Below are 18,463 nucleotides of genomic sequence, written 5' to 3'. Positions count from 1 at the left end.
GCCCCTATCGCAGACTGACGACGCGCTGCTCCAACGGCTTCCATTCGGCATATTTGGCCTTGGCCCCTTCAATCCATGTCGCCGTCTCGCCGTAGATCAAATACTCCGGAGGAAGAATCATTCCGCGCAGAAAGGTGGTTTTCGCCCCGTCCCGCACCGTCGAAACAAGCGGATAGGCACCTTCCTCGTACCAGACATCCCCTCGTCTGGTGTTGACTGTGTTCTCCCCTTTTTCCGATTCGGTCCGAAGATCGCCTTCGATCAAGCAGCGAATTCCCGAACCGGGATGGGAGTGCAGTCCGGTTGTTCCTTCGAACCCGGCGATGCAATCGAGTCGGAATAGCCACTTCGAGGTAGGCATCATCTCGAACATTTTTACGCGGCGTGCCATTCGCAGTCTGGACAACACACCTGTACCGCTCAACAACCCGAGGCCGCCGTCCTCGTGAACCAGTCCCCATCGCCACAATTCCGCACCCATGTTGCCTGCTTCGACGGTCAGGATTTCCTCGGCATAGCAGGCCTTGCCTGCGGCTAGTTCCACGCCATTGACGAGAGCCGAGCCCGACGCGATATAAACCATCGAGTGTTGCGCGGGTACCTCCGGAATCGTCTTCGCGCCGGGAAGCAGTTGATCGGCCCATTTCATCAGCTTATACATTACGGCATCCTTACCAATAGTTGTGAACGTTCCCCAGGAACTGAGATTTCCAGATCGTGGGACTCGCCCGTATGTGCCGGCAGTCTTAAACCGGCTGCGCGTTTACAGTTCGAGCACGAGCCGCTCACCGCCGCACGAGCGCGAGCAGCAGGTCATCATGCGGTTGTGCGCTTCGCGCTCGGCGCGTGTGAGCACCATGTCGCGATGGTCCACTTTGCCTGCCAGCACCCGTACCTCGCACGACCCGCACAGGCCTTCTCGGCAGTCACTCTGTACGTCGATGTTTGCCTGCTGGAGCGCCGCGAGCACCGTCTGATCCGCGGCGACCGGAATCACAAGACCGGAGTCTTTCAGTTCGATCTCGAACGCATGTTCCTTCGACGGGTCGAGGGTGGTCTTCGTCGATACGAAACGCTCTACGCGCAGCGCGTCTTCCGGCCAATGCGCGCAGCTCGCCTCCACCGCTTCGAGCATCCCCGCCGGGCCGCATGCATAAATGTGCGTGTGCTCGTCCGGTTGCGCGAAGAGTGACGTGAAATCGTTGAGTGAGCCTTCTTCCAATACGTGCACATGGAAGCGTTCGCCGTGCAACGCGGCCAGCTCGTCAAGCATCGCCATCGATGCGCGGCGCCGCCCGCTGTAATGAATCGTGTAGTCGATACCCCGAGCCTTTGCTTTTCGCGCCATCGCGCTGATCGGTGTGATGCCAATGCCGCCCGCGATGAAGATCGCCCTGCGCGCATCGGCAGCAAAATGAAAGTGATTGCGCGGGCCGCGAATCTTCAGTACATCACCTGCCTTGACGTTGGCATGGATCCAGGCCGATCCGCCGCGGCTCTCCAGCTCTCGCAGCACCGCGATCTCGAAGGCACCGCGATCCCGCGGATCGCCGCAAAGCGAATACTGGCGCGAGAGTCCGGTGTCGCCGCAGATGACATCGATATGCGAACCCGGCGCCCAGCGCGGCAATGGCTTGCCATCTGGGGAGACGAGCCTTACACGCACGATACGATCCGCGCACGCCGACACGCTCTCGACTATCACCGCGCGGCTCACCGCATGCGACGATGGCTCACCGATCCGCAACGTTGCGCGCGGCTTCAGCACGGATGGATCGAGGCGCTCCGGATTCTGCGCAGGATCCCATTCCACATAGAGATGCTCCGGCCCGCGAAACGACGTGTTCGGCACGTACGTGAAGCGCTGTTCGGCAAGCCGCATGTGTGGCAGCCGGCGTGTGAACTCGTCGAGAAAGACCTGCATCTCCATGCGCGCAAGGTTCTTGCCCATACACTGATGCGAGCCATAACCGAAGGTGAACTGATCGCTGGCGTTCTCGCGGCGGATATCGAAGAGGTCGGCATCCGCGAACTGGTGCTCATCATGATTGGCCGACGACGTCACGATGAGCAGCTTCGAGTCCGCCGGGATGTCGATGCCGCCGATGGTGACGTCTTTCGTCGCAAGCCGACGCCACGCGGCGACCGATCCGTTGTGACGCAAACATTCCTCGACGGCGTTGGGAATGAGGCTCGGGTCCTCGCAGATGTCGCGCCATGCCTGCGGGTGCTGCAAGAGCAGTTTCATCGCATTGGCGGTCGCGTTGGCCGTCGTCTCATGCGCGGCGACGATGCCCGCCATCATCATCGAGTGCAGATAGGAATCCGTCACCACGTCGGGCAGTTCCTTCTGCTTGCGGATGCCGTACTGCATCCAGCCCGGGCCGGACGGGTCTTCGCGCATCTTGTCTAGCACCTTGCCCGCGAACTGCCAGAACTTGCCGACCGCATGCGCGACCTCGACCTGCTCCTCCGGCCTCGGGCGGCCCCACGTGTTCACCGTATGTGCGATCGAATATTCGCGCAACGTGTCCATGTCCTCTTCCGGCACGCCAAGAAAATGCAGCGCAACCGTGAGCGGGACTTCCCACAGCATCTGGTCGACAAGGTCGGCGCGGCCGTCGTTGATGAACCGATCTACGTACTCGCGCGCGAGTTCGCGCACCATCGGTTCATGGTGCTTAAGCGCCTCGGGTGTGAACGGATCCATCAACGCACGACGGCGCGGCATGTGCGCTGGCTCGTCTTCGTTCACAAGCGTGCGGTTCATCGCGTAGGCATACGACTCCAGCACCGCGTTCGCTTCGGGGCCGGTCGGCGTGATTTTCTCGAGCGCGATCGACGGACTGAAGGTGATGTTGTCGCGAAAGATCGCCTTGATGTCGTCGTAGCGCGTGACGACCCAATAGCCGAGCTTTGGGCTGTAGAAAACCGGCTCCTGCTCACGGGCCCAGCGCACGTATTCGGGCGGGTCCTGCTGATAACCGTCCTCAAAGGGATCGAACGCAGCGGCGCGTGCGCTCACCGGGCAACCGCTGGGGGAAAGCGCGCCGTCAGGCGCCGCGCCGTGGAAAGGACACTTCGATACACCGAGATCAGGTGCGACTGCGGCCATGCTCTTCTCCAGATGTGATGTTATTTGCGTAACTATAATACGCAATGCGTAATCTAGTGATCCGGGTAAACCTTGCCATATCGACTGCCGCTCCCGATCGGCTAAGATGACGAAATGGAAAATAATTCTCAAAAGCAGGCGGGTGACCGCGCTGCGCGGGACCGCCGGCAACGCGTGCAGTCGGCGTCCATCGGGATGCTCGTACTAAAGGAGCTGGCCGCCCTTGGGGGACGTGCGACGCTGACCGCCCTCGCCGCCCAACTGCACGAGAATCCGGCGAAAGTCCATCGCTACCTGGCGAGCCTGATGGAAGAGTCTTTCGTTACTCAGGACGCGGCAACGCAGCAGTACTGCCTGGGACCCCAGTGCATTTCCATCGGTCTTGCAGCAATGCGCGTGGCGGACCCCATTCGCTTGTCCGAACCGTCGTTGGTGCGCTTACGCGAGAGCCTGGAAGTGACGTGCTTCATTGCCGTAATGGGCAATCACGGACCGACGATCATTCGCTTCGAGGAGCCGGGGTTACCTGTCACGGTGAATGTGCGCGCGGGCTCGGTCATGTCGTTACTCTGGTCCGCGACAGGGCGACTCTTTCTCGCCTTACTCGATGAGTCGCGAGTTCGAAAACTGGCGAAAGAGGAACTCGCGCGCGCCCCCGCCGACTTGCGCGCGCTACTCGATCTAACCGATCCGATAGGACAGCTGCAACGCGAGGTTCGCGCAATGGGCTGCGCCACGGTCAAAGATACGAATCTGAAGGGAATAAGCGCAGTCGCCGCGCCGCTTTTCGATGCCAATGGGCACCTTTGCGCGTCGCTCACTGCGCTGGGGGCGACGGGTGGGTTCGACTCCTCGATTGACGGTCCGATTGCGACAGCCTTGCGCAAGGAAGCCGAAACGATCAGCGCCGCGCTCGGCTATGTGCCGGATCACGCCAAGGTAGTTTCTGGCTGCGTCTGATACGTGTCCATGTTGAACCTGGGCTGTCCCCCGCCGCATCCGGCTGCGGTCTCTATTGTTGTCGTTTTGAAAACTGTGAATTCACCGTGGCTGCGTTGATGTCCAGCGCATAGTGCTTAGAATGGATTGTGTGGACAAACCGTTCACGCGCATCAGAGTGCTAACTGAATCACATGATTCAACGATGTGGAGCAGTAGATGGACATCCTTGACCTGGCTCGGAAATCGGGAATGACGGTGGTTCTTGACGCGAAGATTGGACGTCAGGAGTACCGCACAGTGCACGGCTCAGTCGCGGCGCTTGAGCGCTTCGCCGAGCTTCTCGCAGCGTCGATGCACGACGAGCTGGTGGAGCAGGATTGATGCGCGCTGACAGCAATCTCAATCAGGAATCGCAATGAACTACGACTCATCGAACTCAAGAAACATCGGCCGCGCTGAACGCACGAACGACAAGTATGACGAAAGTTCGTCCTCCGAAGAGGTCGCACAGGCGGTCGGCAAAAAACGTGAAGCGGCAAGGAACTGGGCGTGGGCCCACAGCAGTGGATCGTACGACTGGATGGACTCGCATAGTCTCGTCAGCATCCGGGACTCGATTCATTGAACGAGTTACCAGGAGGCGACGATTTTTGCGCGGCTCGTTTAAGGGCAATGCTTTTTTGGCAATGCGTCATCCAGTCGGCCTTCGGTGCCCGTTTAGGCACTGATATTGATGACGGAGCCGGTCGCGACACCCGGTCTCATACCGGCACCAGGCGTGCCTTGTAACGGCGATGGAGAAGAATTTGTCAATGCGTTTATCGCGCTGCGTGCGCCAGATGCGTGATGGTGATGCTCGCTTTTTCCAAGACTGCTTTGTGACGTTGCGGTCTTGAGGTGTGCCGCAAAACTCGACTGGTTTGATTCACTTGCGGAGCTTTGGCCCGTCAGCGCCGACAGCCCGGAACGGATGGCGCTGCTCACGCCGCTGAGTAGCGTGGATGCTGCACCGAGTGGAATCATATTGACATCCGTCAGAATGGGGTAACCGAAAGGGCTGCGGCCTCGGACTAAACGGCCCCGGCTTGGCCCGCGACTTCGACGAAATGGCGGCCACATTCGAGTCTGTTTCGTCTGTGGAAACAAGTGTAGCGCGGGACGTGGAAATCAATTGGGCGAAGCGAAGGGTATTCGGCGGGCTGTTTGGCGGATTGCGGGAGCTTAGGTACCAGCGGGTCGTTTCGGGCCAACAGAGGAAATGATGCCCGTCGATCCGATGAAGCCACGAAGACCACGTAAATCAACCGGACCTCAATTGCATCGCAGTCAGAGACCCATTGGCATGCCTGTTGCTCGTCACCTTCGTACCTAAAACAACTGGAGGTGACACATGGCCACAGCGACCGTTCTATACGGCCGTCGTTTGGCCAAACCCGGAAGTGCGCCACCATTCAGCAACCGACACGCTGGCGCAAAACTCAACTGTCACCGAACTCTGCCTGGGCCGGTGACGCACGCATCGAGATTGACCTACGACGCGAGTAGCGCCTGGACCTGTACCGGGGCTCCCGGCTTGCCTGAAACTTGCGGCGCAATCACGAGGTAACGGTGCCTGTCGCCAGCAGTGCCCACGCCGGGCGTGACCAACTGGCGGATCTGGCCGAGCGCATTCACAATCGCAGAGCCGGCTGGATTGGTCATGAAGTTCGCCAGCGCTTCTATGTTGCCGGTGCCGTCAGCGTTGTCCGCGAGGGCCAGCACATACGGTTGCTTTGGCTGCAGGCCAGTGACGGCCGCCTGAAGGACCTGCACGAGACCCTGGTCGAACAATGCGACAGTCGTGGGTGCGCTAGCGACGTCCGCCGACTTGCCCGAGCCCACGGGAACCAGGACCAGGTGCGTACTCTGCCCGGCGAGGCCGAGCGGCTGCAGATTTTGCGTGCCGTCTCCTTCCGGGACCGCATTCGGTACATAGGTGACAGCCTGCGGCGCCTGGCCGATGGGCACGGTCGCGATTACCCTGTTCGTCAGCGTATCGATAGCGGTCATCGCGTCGGCATTTTCAAGGCCGACGTAGATACGGCTGCCGTCACCGGACGGCCATAGCCCATGCGGCAGGTTGCCGACGGAAATCGTCGAGACCTGCGAGAAGTCGTCGGTTCGGAACACCTTGACCTGGTTCAGGCCTCCGACAGTCACATAGGCGAACGTACCGTTAGCGTTATGCACGATGTTGACATGGTTCGTAATCGGACCCGTGTCGAGTGTCCTGATCAACCCGAATGGCGGCCGCGCGTCGAACACCTGGGTCTTGCCCACATCCTTGAGCGTAAACCATATCTGCTTGCCATCAGGCGTCGCAGCGATGTCCGGGCAGAAGGGGCTTGCCTGCTTCACCGTGCCGACAATCTTGTGGTCAGCAACCGAGATGACCTCCGTTTCGGGATTGAACGATGAACACACGTAGCCATACTTCCCGTCTGGCGAAAAGATCTGCATGCCCGGGCCGGCCGGCACGGTGATCCGGGATTTTTCTTCAAACGTTGTACCGTCAAGCACGGCCACATAGTTTTCGCCGCGCACAGTCACCCAAACCTCCTTGCCGTCAGGCGTAAAGAAGGCTTCGTGAGGCGAGCGGCCAACGTATGTGACGTGCTTGACTGCATTCGTCTGCGTATCGATGAAGGACACCGAGTTCGAGCCGATGGACACCACAGCAATTGTGCGGTGATCGGGCGAATACCCCATGCCGTGCACGAGCAACTGGCCTTTGTACAACGGGCTGAAGTTGCCTGGCGACGGGTCTCCCAGACGAATCACCCCGACCACCCTGTTGTCCGCCGGATCGATAACGGAGACGGTGTTCGAGAATTGCTCGGCGGCATAGACGCGGTCATGGTGGCTGACCGGAATATCCGGGTCGGACGACGAACCAGGGGCCTGTCCAGCCCATGCGAACTGGGCTGCAGTCAGTGCTGCCATGGTCAGCGCCGAAGTAAGAAGGGACGTGTGTTTCATTGCGGCTCCTTTTGCGTGTGGCTCAACATGTTCATCTGCATGCCGTGGTGGGACATCGCGTGTGCGTCCCCCGCGGATGAGGAAGCAGGCTCTTGCTGGTCTGGTGCGGGTGTCGACGGCGGCAGGGGCTGACCAAGCGCGAGGTGCATCGCAACAATCTCCTGTTGTTGCTCGACGACGATTTCCTGCGCGATGCGGCGCAATTGCTCGTTGCGTCCATAGCGCAATTCGGCCTGTGCCATGTCAATGGCGCCCTGGTGGTGAGGCACCATCATCGCGACGAAATCCCGGTCAACATCGCCCGTCGGCCTGATAGACATGTCGGCCATCATCTTCGTCATCGCGACGTCATTCTCTTGAAGAAACGGCGCCTCGTCTGAGCTTGCGGCCCGCGGTCCAGCGGCGAACGACGGGGGTATTCCAACTCCAGAGATGGCAAGTGTGACGGCTGCCCTCAGTACCACTGGGACAAACAGACGGATCGAGACTGGCATAAGGGTGTCCCTCCTTTTCCTGTTGGCACATGCCTCAATGAAGTGAACCCATCGGGCGCCGAATTATTCCGAACGTCGAGAACTAATTTTGTTGCCCAGCAAATTTTTCGTCCGACGCCGCATGCCGCTAGAACGCGACTGAGCAAAACCCCGCAAAGAAATCGCACGACCGTGTTGGCTTCTCGCACGCCGCTGGTCGGACGACACCCGCAATCGCATCGTCCTCCGCAATTCATCGTTTACCCCATCCGTCGTTTAATTCCTGTTGTTGGGTGATATAGTCACCTGGTGACTTTGTTTTTAGGCAAAACACCGTCAGACCATTTGCACCTTCAAATTACGCAGGAGATATATCTGATGTTCATGCGAAACCGTCTGTTGGAAATGCTGGAGCGCAATGAGATCCCGCTCGGCATGCAGTGTTTTACGGGCGATCCGGCGCTTATCGAAGTGATGGGTCTGACCGGCTTCGACTTCGTCATGATCGACGGCGAGCACTCGGGCAATGACGTGCGCGCGCTGGAAAACAGCGTGCGCATTGCCGAGCGCGCGGGCCTCGCGGCCTTCGTGCGCGTGCCGGACCGTTCCGACGAAACCGGCATTCGTCGTGCTCTGGAGGCAGGCGCCATGGGCATCTTTTTGCCGATGGTTCGCTCGGCGGAAGACGTCAAGGAGGCCGCGAAGTTCGCCTTTTTCCCTCCGATCGGCGAGCGCGGCATTTGCCCGGCAACCCGCGCGGCCCGTTACGCGTTCAGGAACTTCGACGAGTACACCGCCTGGAACAACGCGGAAGTCGCGCTTATTCCAATGATCGAGCATCCGGAGGCGGTGGCGAACATCGACGAAATCTGCGCGCTCGACGCAGTGAAGATCATCGTCTTCGGCGCGGGCGATCTTGCCTACGCGATGAACGAAGGGACGTTGATGATGAAAAGCCCGCGCGTTCAGGAGGCCTACCGGACAGTGCTGCGGTCGGCGCAAAAGCACGGTGTCGCGGTGATCGGCGGACCGGTTCTCGATCCTTCGCCCGCCGCCTGCCGCAAGTCGCTCGACGACGGGGTGCGAATTTTCTGCCTCGGCCTCGACACGCTTGGGTTCCGGCGCTTCTGCGAGCAGACCGTCGCCTCGCTCAATGCCGGCATTGAAGGGTCGGCTTTCAAACGTCCGCCTGCGCCGGTCAGCGCCTTTCCCGACTGATAACAGCACCGCCGGTTGCATTCCGGCACAGACCCGATCAAGGAGAACCTGAATGACCAAGAACTGGAAGCGTTATGTCGTAGGTCCGAATGTGGACGGCAAATCAGCCGTGCTGCTGGACGAAGCCACCAATGTCCAGCACAACCCGGGGATTTTCTATCGTGCAACGCTGTGGAGCGCGCGCGAGGTCCCGGTGGACAACAGCATTGAATGGGACCGCGCAAACGAGGTGACAACGCGTGAGCCTTTCCCTGGCGGCGTGCTGTTTCGCGCGCTCGAGATTCCGCCCGATACCGCGGATAAGGCACATCACGTCGAACAACTCAGGAAGCTGAACCTCGAGGTGCAGCAGAAACATCAGCCGAGCGCGGAAGACCTGGCTCGCCACCCGAGCATGCACCGCACCGACACCCTCGACTGCCTCACCTGCATCAAGGGTGAGATCTACCTGGTGACGGACGTCGACGAAGTACTGATGCAGCCAGGCGACACCGTCGTGATCCGCGGCACCAATCACGCGTGGAGCAATCGTTCGAACGAACCGTGTCTGTTGTGCGGTTGCATGATCGACGCTACGCAGCGCGAGCAGATCCGCTAACACAGCCATTCAGGCGCACGAGGCCCGCGTCGGCCCCGATGCCGGCGCCGGGTCGCGCCAGCGATACCGGCACCGCGCCCGCCGCACGGCAAGTCGGCACGAGACAAGAAGCCGCTCGATAAGAAGCAGGCCGATACGGAGGAGACATTCATGCAATCACGTAAATATGCCTGGTGCGCTGCGCTCGCAGGGGCCGCCATGATGGGCGGCAAGTCAGCGCACGCCTACGAAGCCGGCTACCCTGGCTGGTCGATGCCACCCGGAGTGGTTCTGGGCATGACCGCCGCCACGCCCGCGCCCGGCTTCTACAGCTTCAACGAGGTCTATACGGCCCAGGCACACCGTTACGGTCCAGGCGATCCCAGCAGTGCGACGCCGATCCGCGTGGCGTCAGTGGTCACGGGCGTCCTCTGGACGCCTGGCTGGACCTTTTTCGGCGCCCGCTACGAAGCCCTGATCGTGCAGCCGTTCACAATGGCCGACGCCGGCGCGCCATTGAACGTGCAAAGCGGTGGCGTGCGCAACACTTTCATCGCGCCTGTGCAATTGAGCTGGGCACTGGGCAATACGGGGCTCTTCGTGAAGACCGGTATTGGCGTCACCGTTCCGGACGGCACCATCTCCGGGCCCAACGGGCTCGGTGATCCGGGTGCGCCCTGGTGGATCGTACAGCCCCTGCTCGCATTCTCATATCTGAAAGACGGGTGGAATCTGACGGCCAATTTCTCGCTTGAAATGAACACGCCGAATACGAAAACCGAATACCGCACCGGCGATATTCTTCACGCGGATTTCGTCGCCACGAAAGCCTTCGGGAAATGGCGGGTCGGTCCGGTCGCGTCGTATGTCGGCCAGGTGACCAACGATACGTCGAGCGCGTTCTATCACAACGCGATCAACGTGAGCAGCTACAACCTTTTCGCGGTGGGCGGCCTGGTCGGCTACGACTTCGGGCCGGTCGTGCTGAATCTCTGGGCGACCAAAGACGTAAGCGCCAGCGCGTCGGGCGGCAATCCTGGGCCGAATCGCGCCACGATTCCGAAGGGATACAAAGTATTCGCCAATCTGAACTTCCGCTTCTGATGTCCACGACCGGATGTCGTCCGTTTATGGAGTAATACATGCAACCGACAGGCAAACTGGATCTCGAATCCATCATCGACGAAGGGCCGGTGACGGGTCTGCAGATCAGCATTTTTCTACTGTGCGGGCTGGTGGCGATGGTGGACGGATTCGACACCCAGGCGATCGCATTTGTAGCGCCTGAAATCATGGCCGCCTGGGGCGCGGCGCCATCGGCGTTCGGTCCCGTGTTTGGCGCGGGACTGCTCGGTGGATTGCTCGGGGCGCTGGCATTCGGCGCGGCCGGTGATCGCTTCGGACGTAAGGTCACCTTGTCATGCGCCGTGCTCGTCTTTTCCGTCGCCTCCCTGCTCACTCCGTTCGCTCATTCCACCGCGGCGCTTTCGATATTGCGGTTCATCACAGGCATAGGCCTCGGCGGCGCACTGCCGAGTTTCATTTCACTGGCCTCGGAATATGCGCCCAAGCGGCTCAGAAGCACACTGGTAGGCGCAATGTTCTGCGGATTTCCGCTCGGTGCCGTGCTGGGCGGCGCCGGTTCGGCCCTGCTGATTCCCGCGTTCGGGTGGAAGAGCGTGTTCATCGCGGGCGGCATGCTGCCGCTGATCATTCTCCCTGCGTTCATCTTGCTGGTGCCGGAATCGGTGCGCTACCTCGCGCTGCAAAACGACCATGCCGCCATCGCGCGGATTCTGCGGCGGCTGGACGCCGAGTCGCGGTGGAACGGCGAATCGGACTGTCGCGCGGCAATGCCTCATTCACCCGTGTCCAGCCTCTTCACGCAAGGACGCGCTACCGCGACGTTCCTGCTATGGATCGCGTTCTTCCTGAGCCTGCTGTTGACGTACTTCCTGATCAACTGGATCCCGGTTGTCGCGCGCACGAATGGGCTGGACATCGGCAAGGCCGTGCTGGCCGTCGCGATGCTCAATCTCGGCGCGGTCGCCGGATGCATCATGCTCGGTCGTCTCGCCGACCGCTTCGGGCCGACGCGCGTCATCGGTTGCGCCTATCTTGCCGGCGCCATGGCCATCTCGGCAATCGGCCTCGTCGGATGGTCGCCTGGGCTTTTGTATCTGACGAGCTTTGTCGCCGGTGCGTTCAGCATCGGCGCGCAGATGTGTACGGTGGCCCTGTGCGCGGTGTTCTATGAAACCGGCCTGCGCGCTACTGGCATCGGCTGGGCAATGGGTATCGGCCGCACCGGGGCGATTGCCGGACCCGTCATGGGCGGCGTGTTACTCGGCGACGGTGTCGCGCCGTCGATTCTCTTTGCGATCGCCGGTGCAACATCGGTGGGCGCCGCACTGGCCGTACTCGTGCTGGGACGACTGATACAACGGCGCAAGAGGAACCTGCAGCCGCACGACGGCGTTCATGAGGACACGCTCTCACACTCCGTCACGCGAGGACCGCTCAAACGCGCATCCGGTAGCGAGGCATTCCCCCACTGATCCACATGTTTCAACAAGGAGAAGATTCATGGAAACCCTGTCGCTGAATCAGGCCACGACGATTGTAGATGCGGCGCTCGCCACGGCACGCGAATCCGCTTGCGCGCCGCTGTCCGTTGCCGTGCTCGATGCCGGAGGCCATCTGGTCGCTTTCAAACGGGAAGACAACAGCGGCATCCTCCGACCGCAAATCGCCCAGGCCAAAGCGTGGGGCGCGCTCGGCATGGGGATCGGCAGCCGCGCTCTCGCGCAGCGCGCCGAAGCGGCTCCAGCGTTCTTCGCCGCGCTAACGGACATCTCCGCGGGCCGGATCGTTCCGGTTGCCGGGGGTGTGCTGATTCGCGATTCTGACGACCATGTGATCGGCGCAGTGGGAGTCAGCGGCGATCACCCGGAGAAAGATGAAGTCTGCGCAGCGGCAGGTATCGCCCGTGCGGGGTTGAAGGCGGATGTCGGATAAAGCGGTCCGGCATAAACAGGGTCGCTCATTTTTCGTCCGCACCAACATTAACAAGGTCACAAGGTGACTCGTAGAGTATAGTGATGCCAGACGCAGGTCCAGCAAAAAAGGAAAGCACCCATGCAAACACCAACTGAACCCTCCTGGCAGCCAACACGTCGACTTGCCCGCGGCAATGCCGCCGAACAGATTCTCGAAGACTTGCGAGGCCGGATCCTCGACGGCGAACTCACCCGCGGCACGAAGCTGCCAACCGAGAAGCAGCTCGCGGAAGGTTATGGCGTGAGCGGCCCGACGATCCGGGAAGCCATTCGCGGCTTGACGACAGCGCAGCTGGTCGAAGTACGGCATGGCAGCGGCGCGTATGTGACGGCTGACGCCGACCAGCTCATCGGCGTATCGCTTCTTTCGATGATGCAACTCGAACGCGTCGGCATTGCGGAAGTATTGGGCGTGATGGGTGCGCTCAACGGGTATGCCGCGGAACTCGCCGCCAGGCGAGCCACCGAGGCGGACCTTCAGGCGATGCGCGAGGCACTGCGCCAGATCAACGAAGGAACGGATTCCGAAGCGGTGGCGGAAGGTCTGCGACTCTTTATCGATACGCTCGCCAAAGCGTCGGGCAATGTACTGCTTGCCGCGCTTTGCAGATTTCTCGCCAGTGTTCAGATCGGCTTCGCAAGAGAACTCACTGGTGACTCATATGAGACCTGGCGAAAGATCACGAAACGCATGGCCAAACATCGTCAACATCTGGTCGACGCCATTGCGAGCCACGACACCGCTGCTGCGCGCGAGGCTGCCCGCTCGCATATCGAACAATCCGCCAAGGTGATTTCGTCGCTGCCGGACGCAGGCGAGAAGATGCTGTCCGAACCCGCTCTGGCGAGACTTCTGGGGTCGATGTTGCAAAGGGACTAGCTATGCCAGCCTCCTTGAGCGCTGGTATGTTGTTCCGCTGTTGAGCGCGCGCTCACTTTGCTGCGCTTTTATTGCGAACGAAGTGGATCGGTCGTGCTGCCGGCTCAGGCGTCGGAAGTCCAAGCGTCTTCGCGAGCTGCCGCCCTTCGGGGTCGGCTAGCGCGGCCTCGCGGGCGGCGCGAATACGCGCTGCGAGATCGGCGCCGGCACGCGCGGTAGGGCTGTCGATATCGGCGAGTATCGCGCGCAGATTCTTCTGGCCATGTGCGTGCGTCTGGCCATAACCTTTCACCAGATTGCCCGCGAGCGCGAGCTCGTACGCGGCATCCGTCATACCGGGGACCGCCAGCAGCCGGCGCAGCCGCTCCTGCCATTCCGCAATCAGCCGATGCTCACTGTGAAAGCGCGCGGTACGCCGCCGCCAGCGCCGCAGGCTGCGCAGCGCGCACAACATCGCGAACCCGCTGACCGTATCGGTGCGGATATGCAGCCCAATGTTGCGCGGCTTGCTCATCACGAACGCGCGGCGTTCGAGCGACGCGGCGAGCCGCGGTGGCAGCATAGACAGCACTTCGTCTCGGCCGGGCTTGAGGAATTCAGTCAATTGCACGATATCGCCCGGTTGCGCACACATTTCACGGCGCACCTTATCGAGCCGCTCTCGGCGCGTCTTCAGGTCGGCGACCCGAATCACGTCTTCGTAGCTCATCCACAGCGCGAGAAAGCGCGCCGCTTCGCGCGTGACGGGGAATTGCCCGGAGGCTCCGCCCGCGTCGATTTCAGCGCGTCGCAGAGTTTCTACCGCATCGCGATATTGCTGCGCATAGCGCGCATCCTGATAGTCGGTGGTCAAAGCGGCGCCAGCATCGACGACTTCGCGCAACGGCGCCGGGAGCACCGCGAGACGGTGCTTCACTGCGGAGGATGCACGCGCCGCATCATGACCGGCTGAAAAACCCGCGAGACTCGCGTCAACCGCTTTGCCGGCGGCGCGGATCGCCGCTTCGCATGCCGTCCGTGACAGCGGCAGCGCACCAGCGCCCGCCATCGCACCGAACATCACCGTATTGATCACTGTACCGTGCTGCCAGGCCATCTCGCGCATGTCGAACAGCACGCAAAGCCGTGCCATCGATTGCAACGCGTCGAGCGCCTTGCTCGTGTCGTAGCGGCCATCCGCCATTGCGACCTTTTCGGACACCGCGTACTCGCGATGGATCGAGCCGACGATCGTCGTACGTTGCGGATTAGCGAAGCCATTTTGCACAATGCGCGCAGCTTCGACCAGTTCCGAGGCGACCGCGATATCAACGTCGCCGGGATTCGGCGTCAACGAAAACACCGGCTTGCGCCCGTTCAGTTCGTGCCGCGTCACTGGAAATATCTCGAAAGGCGGCGCTCGACCAGGCGCTTGCCGGCAACAAGCCGTTCCTCATCGAAGTCGAGACGCGCGCTTGAGCGCATGCAGAAGGAGACAGAGATGAGCCAGCCCGTCAATGTCGTGAAGGCGATCGCGATGGGCGCGAAAGCGGTGCTGCTCGGCCGCGCGACGCTGTATGGCCTCGCCGCCGACGGCGAGCGCGGCGTCGAAGCCGTGCTGTCGATGCTGAAGAGCGAGATCGACACCACGCTCGCGCAGATCGGCTGCCCCGACATCGGCCAACTGTCGCGGGACTTCCTCTGGCCGTACGGGCCGAAAGCAGATGGCGGCGCGCCTGCGCCGTCGCCGCTCACTCAACTTTTCGAGGCACCATGACCGACATCCGCATCACCGGCCTGCGCGCGCGGGCCGTCAACGTTCCACTGCAATATCCGGTCAAGACCGCAGTCGGCACGGTGGCGACGTCGCCGCTCGTGCTGATCGACTTGCAGACGAATGCGAACGTCACCGGCACATCCTATCTGTTCACCTACACGCCGCTCGCGCTCAAGCCAGTTCGGCAGATGGTCGAGGAGCTCGCTGCGGTCGTCAAAGACATGCCACTCGCGCCCTACACGATCGACCAGCTGATGCAGTCCCGATTCCGCCTGATCGGCCATACGGCCATGCCGATGTCCAGCCACATCTTTCAGGAATTCAGCGCGCATCTGCTGGCAGTCAGGCCGACGTGCCACTGGCTCGAACGCATGGATCTCGCCGGCCCGATCGTCGAGCCCGTTCTGCAGTTCAAGGACGGCGATGCGCATTTCGGAGACGCGCCCGGCGCGGGAATCATCTGGCGGGAGAAAGAGGTCGACCGTTTCCTGGTTTGACCGTCGCCCGCGTGGACCAACGCGGGCGAATCAAGCTGATCCGTCTCGCAGATCAGCAGGTGCAACGTGATCCGCAAGTCAATGCCGAAGGAGCAAAGCGCCAACTCCCAGCAGCCCCGCAATCACAACGCTATAAGCCATATGCACGTAGTGGACCTGCCGCTTGTAGCGCGCCGAGTAGAACGGCGCAAACTCCTTCATGCGCTTGCCGAAAACACTGATTGGGTTATCCACGAACCGGTCATAAATCGCACGGTTGCGCACGTAGATGAGGCGTTGCGATTCCTCGACCTTTCCCAACTCGACCAGTTGGGTTGATCGTGAACTCTTCTTCACGCGATAGAGGTACAGCGGGGCATCGACAAACCACACCTTGGATTGCGGGCTCAGGAGCCGCACGTAGAATTCCCAGTCCTCGAAACCATGGACCATTTCCGACGCATACCCGCCGGAGCGGAAAAACGCCTCACGCCGGTACATGGTCGTGTTGACGATCATGTTTTGCCAAAGCAGCTTTTCGTAGCTGTACTCAGGCAAGCGCCAGGTCTTGCTCGACTCCCCGAAACGCTGAGTCTTGCAGTGAACAAGGTCGATATCAGGCTGCGTGGTGAAGCACTCGACGGCCCGCCGCAGAAAATCTGGGTGCAGCTTGTCGTCGCCATCGAGGGGCACAAAGAGCATCCCTTTCGCCTGCGAGAAGCCGAAGTTTCGCGCTGCAGCGACGCCACCGTTGGCCTTGGTAAAAGACAGGAACCGGCGATCTTTCTTTGCGTACTGCTGAATGATGGCCTCTGAACCATCGGTAGACCCATCATTCACGATGATGCATTCCCAGTCGCTATGGGACTGGCGCAACACCGATTCGAGGGTCTCCGCGATGAATTCTTCCTGGTTAAAGCAGGGGACAACGATGGAGATTTCTTTCATGGCCGATCTGTCATATTTACCTACTATCGTTTTTTCCCGGCGTTCTTCCCGGCGTTCCAAACGCCGGAAATTCTAACGTATTCTCCGCACCTGCCGTCCCTTCCCCGTACTCGCACGCAACTGAGACGAAACAAAAAGCGGCCCGCGCATCCGTTGTGAGGATGGCGGGCCGCCGCATATTGAAGCGCTTCCCGGGATTGGGCGGTCCGACGCCAACGGCGCCGGCGCCCGCTATCTGCCTTACTGCCCTACCACCTGCGCGCCGCCATGCATTGCTGCGCGCCGGCGCTTGAACACATAGCCGCCCCACATCACGACCAGCCAGGCGGGCACGAGCCACACCGAGACCGAGAGGCCCGGCGTCATGGCCAGAATCACGAGGATCAGCGCCATGAACGCGAGGCAGATCCAGTTGCTGACCGGGAACCAGAACGATTTAAACACGAGCGTCTCGCCCGCCGCCACCATCGCCTTGCGCGACTTCAGATGCGTCAGGCTGATCAGCGCCCAGTTCAGCACGAGTGCGGCCATCACCAGCGCCATCAGCAAGCCGAGCGCTTCGGCCGGAATCAGATAGTTGATGATCACGCACGTGAACGTGGCGAGCGCCGACAAACCGATCGCCATATACGGCACGCCGCGCCGGTCGACCTTCATCAGCGCACGCGGAGCGTTGCCCTGTTCCGCGAGACCGTAGAGCATGCGGCTATTCGCATACACGCCGCTGTTGTACACCGACAGCGCCGCGGTCAGCACCACCACGTTGAGCACATTCGCGGTCAGCGTCGAGCCGATCTGCGAGAAGATCATCACGAACGGGCTGCCGCCGGCCGCTACCTGATTCCACGGATACAACGAGAGCAGCACCGCCAGCGAGCAGATGTAGAAAATCAGAATCCGGTAGATCACCTGATTCACGGCCTTCGGAATACTCTTCTGCGGGTCGGCCGCTTCAGCAGCCGTAATGCCGATCAACTCGAGCCCGCCGAACGAAAACATGATGACCGCGAGCATTGAGAACAGGCCATGAAAACCGTGCGGGAAAAAGCCGCCGTCGGCCCAGAGATTGGTGATCGAGGCTTGCGGCCCACCATGACCGCTGATCAGCAGATAGCCGCCGAACAGGATCATGCCGATCACCGCTACCACCTTGATGATCGCAAACCAGAATTCGGTTTCGCCGTACGCTTTGACGTTGGCGAGATTGATCGCGTTGATGACGGCGAAGCACACCAGCGCCGAGACCCACGTGGGCACCCCCGGCCACCAGTAATGCACGTAAGTGCCGACTGCGGTCAGCTCGGCCATGCTCACGAGCACGTACAGCACCCAGTAGTTCCAGCCGGACAGAAAGCCAGGAAAGTCGCCCCAATATTTGTACGCGAAGTGGCTAAACGAACCGGCAACCGGTTCCTGCGCGACCATTTCGCCGAGCTGCCGCATGATCATGAAGGCGATGATGCCGCCGATCGCGTAGCCGAGAATCATTGACGGGCCGGCTGCCTTCAACACGCTGGCGGAGCCGAGAAACAAGCCGGTGCCGATCGCCCCGCCCAGCGCAATCAGCTGGATGTGGCGATTCTTAAGCCCGCGCTTTAGGCCGTCTTGCTGCTGTGCACTATTCAAAATTGCGCCCCAGTGTATGGATATCGATCACCCGATCAGACTTATGGTCTGCCCCGGCAGAACCCGAAATTTTACCGCGCCCGAAATTACCTCAATACTGGGACCAACCCGCGCTTGGTTCTGCGCCGCACTTAACGGCGAGGATAGTGATTGTCACTGGCGTGGTGCTTCTGTATGTTGCCCTAGTCGAGGTTTCAGCCTTCGGAGATTCAACATGTCGCCCAAACGCCTGCTTTGCGCCGCTGCTTTGTGTCTCTGCTTCGCCGGGGCGGGCGCCCTCGCGCAAACCGTTGCGCCCACGGCGGAACCCGCCGTCGAACCAGCCGGCATGCCTGGCATGGAGTCGAGCGCACCCGAAGCACCGCCTCCTCCACC

At 61.0% G+C, this 18,463-nt stretch carries 19 protein-coding genes; 11 read left to right on the top strand and 8 right to left on the bottom strand.

What is annotated here, in order from left to right; all coding sequences use genetic code 11:
- Nucleotides 1-4: 4 nt before the first annotated feature.
- Both GNZ13_RS19245 and GNZ13_RS19240 read right to left on the bottom strand, forming a co-directional pair.
- On the bottom strand, nt 5-661 hold the full coding sequence (locus GNZ13_RS19245) for a hypothetical protein (protein ID WP_172167186.1): 657 nt from the start codon (nt 659-661) through the stop codon (nt 5-7).
- A 102-nt stretch (nt 662-763) separates the two neighbouring features.
- Nucleotides 764-3,115: a cytochrome P450/oxidoreductase gene (locus tag GNZ13_RS19240; RefSeq protein WP_172167184.1), complete on the bottom strand. Its 2,352-nt coding sequence runs from the start codon at nt 3,113-3,115 to the stop codon at nt 764-766.
- Nucleotides 3,116-3,229: 114 nt separating this feature from the next.
- Between GNZ13_RS19240 and GNZ13_RS19235 the strand changes: the two genes are divergently transcribed.
- The 3 genes from GNZ13_RS19235 to GNZ13_RS19225 all read left to right on the top strand — a co-directional run bounded on the left by GNZ13_RS19235 (nt 3,230) and on the right by GNZ13_RS19225 (nt 4,682).
- A complete protein-coding gene (locus GNZ13_RS19235; protein WP_172167183.1) occupies nt 3,230-4,075 on the top strand; it encodes an IclR family transcriptional regulator in 846 nt (281 codons plus the stop codon).
- A gap of 198 nt (nt 4,076-4,273) precedes the next feature.
- Nucleotides 4,274-4,438, top strand: a complete 165-nt coding sequence (locus tag GNZ13_RS19230; protein WP_169490123.1) for a hypothetical protein — start codon at nt 4,274-4,276, stop codon at nt 4,436-4,438.
- 34 nt (nt 4,439-4,472) lie between these two features.
- Nucleotides 4,473-4,682: a hypothetical protein gene (locus tag GNZ13_RS19225; RefSeq protein WP_172167181.1), complete on the top strand. Its 210-nt coding sequence runs from the start codon at nt 4,473-4,475 to the stop codon at nt 4,680-4,682.
- Nucleotides 4,683-4,774: 92 nt separating this feature from the next.
- Here GNZ13_RS19225 and GNZ13_RS19220 read toward each other — a convergent pair whose 3' ends face one another.
- From GNZ13_RS19220 to GNZ13_RS19210, 3 genes are all read right to left on the bottom strand, one after another.
- Nucleotides 4,775-5,080, bottom strand: a complete 306-nt coding sequence (locus tag GNZ13_RS19220; RefSeq protein WP_172167179.1) for a hypothetical protein — start codon at nt 5,078-5,080, stop codon at nt 4,775-4,777.
- A 507-nt stretch (nt 5,081-5,587) separates the two neighbouring features.
- Entirely contained in the window at nt 5,588-7,075 is a 1,488-nt protein-coding gene (locus GNZ13_RS19215; protein WP_172167177.1) for a YncE family protein, read from the bottom strand.
- The gene (locus GNZ13_RS19210; protein ID WP_172167175.1) at nt 7,072-7,569 is read right to left on the bottom strand and encodes a DUF305 domain-containing protein; all 498 of its coding nucleotides are present in this window, start codon (nt 7,567-7,569) and stop codon (nt 7,072-7,074) included. Before GNZ13_RS19210 ends, GNZ13_RS19215 begins: the two co-directional genes overlap by 4 nt.
- Nucleotides 7,570-7,926: 357 nt before the next feature.
- Here GNZ13_RS19210 and GNZ13_RS19205 point away from each other — a divergent pair, with 357 nt between their 5' ends.
- The 6 genes from GNZ13_RS19205 (at nt 7,927) to GNZ13_RS19180 (ending at nt 13,282) form a co-directional block, all read left to right on the top strand.
- A complete protein-coding gene (locus GNZ13_RS19205; protein ID WP_172167173.1) occupies nt 7,927-8,766 on the top strand; it encodes an HpcH/HpaI aldolase family protein in 840 nt (279 codons plus the stop codon).
- A gap of 52 nt (nt 8,767-8,818) precedes the next feature.
- Nucleotides 8,819-9,364, top strand: coding sequence for a cupin domain-containing protein (locus tag GNZ13_RS19200; protein WP_172167171.1), 546 nt, complete (start codon nt 8,819-8,821; stop codon nt 9,362-9,364).
- A 150-nt stretch (nt 9,365-9,514) separates the two neighbouring features.
- Nucleotides 9,515-10,447 (top strand): SphA family protein, encoded by a 933-nt coding sequence (locus GNZ13_RS19195; protein WP_172167169.1) that lies wholly within the window; start codon nt 9,515-9,517, stop codon nt 10,445-10,447.
- A gap of 38 nt (nt 10,448-10,485) precedes the next feature.
- A complete protein-coding gene (locus GNZ13_RS19190) occupies nt 10,486-11,901 on the top strand; it encodes an MFS transporter (RefSeq protein WP_172167167.1) in 1,416 nt (471 codons plus the stop codon).
- 28 nt (nt 11,902-11,929) lie between these two features.
- A complete protein-coding gene (locus GNZ13_RS19185) occupies nt 11,930-12,361 on the top strand; it encodes a GlcG/HbpS family heme-binding protein (protein WP_172167165.1) in 432 nt (143 codons plus the stop codon).
- 120 nt (nt 12,362-12,481) lie between these two features.
- Nucleotides 12,482-13,282, top strand: coding sequence for a FadR/GntR family transcriptional regulator (locus GNZ13_RS19180; protein WP_172167163.1), 801 nt, complete (start codon nt 12,482-12,484; stop codon nt 13,280-13,282).
- 52 nt (nt 13,283-13,334) lie between these two features.
- Here the strand turns inward: GNZ13_RS19180 and GNZ13_RS19175 are convergent, their stop codons facing one another.
- Complete coding sequence (locus tag GNZ13_RS19175) at nt 13,335-14,657, bottom strand: DUF6537 domain-containing protein (protein ID WP_172167161.1); 1,323 nt, start codon at nt 14,655-14,657, stop codon at nt 13,335-13,337.
- 105 nt (nt 14,658-14,762) lie between these two features.
- On the opposite strand from GNZ13_RS19175, the gene GNZ13_RS19170 reads away from it, so the two are divergent.
- The gene (locus GNZ13_RS19170) at nt 14,763-15,038 is read left to right on the top strand and encodes an alpha-hydroxy-acid oxidizing protein (RefSeq protein ID WP_236002081.1); all 276 of its coding nucleotides are present in this window, start codon (nt 14,763-14,765) and stop codon (nt 15,036-15,038) included.
- On the top strand, nt 15,035-15,535 hold the full coding sequence (locus tag GNZ13_RS19165) for an enolase-like domain-containing protein (protein WP_172167160.1): 501 nt from the start codon (nt 15,035-15,037) through the stop codon (nt 15,533-15,535). The genes GNZ13_RS19170 and GNZ13_RS19165 overlap by 4 nt, the downstream gene beginning before the upstream one ends.
- Before the next feature lie 78 nt (nt 15,536-15,613).
- On the opposite strand, the gene GNZ13_RS19160 is transcribed toward GNZ13_RS19165, so the two are convergent.
- On the bottom strand, nt 15,614-16,462 hold the full coding sequence (locus tag GNZ13_RS19160; RefSeq protein ID WP_172167158.1) for a glycosyltransferase family 2 protein: 849 nt from the start codon (nt 16,460-16,462) through the stop codon (nt 15,614-15,616).
- 240 nt (nt 16,463-16,702) lie between these two features.
- Complete coding sequence (locus tag GNZ13_RS19155) at nt 16,703-18,088, bottom strand: amino acid permease (protein WP_172167156.1); 1,386 nt, start codon at nt 18,086-18,088, stop codon at nt 16,703-16,705.
- Between the last annotated feature and the right edge of the window lie 375 nt (nt 18,089-18,463).

The organism is Paraburkholderia elongata, assembly GCF_013177735.1.
GTDB lineage: Bacteria > Pseudomonadota > Gammaproteobacteria > Burkholderiales > Burkholderiaceae > Paraburkholderia > Paraburkholderia elongata.
Note: the sequence above shows the minus strand (reverse complement) of the source record. Positions and strands in the feature narration are given on the sequence as shown.

Bases quoted from the DNA above. Each gene is read 5' to 3' on its own strand.
- GNZ13_RS19245 (WP_172167186.1), bottom strand. From the start codon at position 661: ATGTATAAGCTGATGAAATGGGCCGATCAACTGCTTCCCGGCGCGAAG.
- GNZ13_RS19240 (WP_172167184.1), bottom strand. From the start codon at position 3,115: ATGGCCGCAGTCGCACCTGATCTCGGTGTATCGAAGTGTCCTTTCCAC.
- GNZ13_RS19235 (WP_172167183.1), top strand. From the start codon at position 3,230: ATGGAAAATAATTCTCAAAAGCAGGCGGGTGACCGCGCTGCGCGGGAC.
- GNZ13_RS19230 (WP_169490123.1), top strand. From the start codon at position 4,274: ATGGACATCCTTGACCTGGCTCGGAAATCGGGAATGACGGTGGTTCTT.
- GNZ13_RS19225 (WP_172167181.1), top strand. From the start codon at position 4,473: ATGAACTACGACTCATCGAACTCAAGAAACATCGGCCGCGCTGAACGC.
- GNZ13_RS19220 (WP_172167179.1), bottom strand. From the start codon at position 5,080: ATGATTCCACTCGGTGCAGCATCCACGCTACTCAGCGGCGTGAGCAGC.
- GNZ13_RS19215 (WP_172167177.1), bottom strand. From the start codon at position 7,075: ATGAAACACACGTCCCTTCTTACTTCGGCGCTGACCATGGCAGCACTG.
- GNZ13_RS19210 (WP_172167175.1), bottom strand. From the start codon at position 7,569: ATGCCAGTCTCGATCCGTCTGTTTGTCCCAGTGGTACTGAGGGCAGCC.
- GNZ13_RS19205 (WP_172167173.1), top strand. From the start codon at position 7,927: ATGTTCATGCGAAACCGTCTGTTGGAAATGCTGGAGCGCAATGAGATC.
- GNZ13_RS19200 (WP_172167171.1), top strand. From the start codon at position 8,819: ATGACCAAGAACTGGAAGCGTTATGTCGTAGGTCCGAATGTGGACGGC.
- GNZ13_RS19195 (WP_172167169.1), top strand. From the start codon at position 9,515: ATGCAATCACGTAAATATGCCTGGTGCGCTGCGCTCGCAGGGGCCGCC.
- GNZ13_RS19190 (WP_172167167.1), top strand. From the start codon at position 10,486: ATGCAACCGACAGGCAAACTGGATCTCGAATCCATCATCGACGAAGGG.
- GNZ13_RS19185 (WP_172167165.1), top strand. From the start codon at position 11,930: ATGGAAACCCTGTCGCTGAATCAGGCCACGACGATTGTAGATGCGGCG.
- GNZ13_RS19180 (WP_172167163.1), top strand. From the start codon at position 12,482: ATGCAAACACCAACTGAACCCTCCTGGCAGCCAACACGTCGACTTGCC.
- GNZ13_RS19170 (WP_236002081.1), top strand. From the start codon at position 14,763: ATGAGCCAGCCCGTCAATGTCGTGAAGGCGATCGCGATGGGCGCGAAA.
- GNZ13_RS19165 (WP_172167160.1), top strand. From the start codon at position 15,035: ATGACCGACATCCGCATCACCGGCCTGCGCGCGCGGGCCGTCAACGTT.
- GNZ13_RS19160 (WP_172167158.1), bottom strand. From the start codon at position 16,462: ATGAAAGAAATCTCCATCGTTGTCCCCTGCTTTAACCAGGAAGAATTC.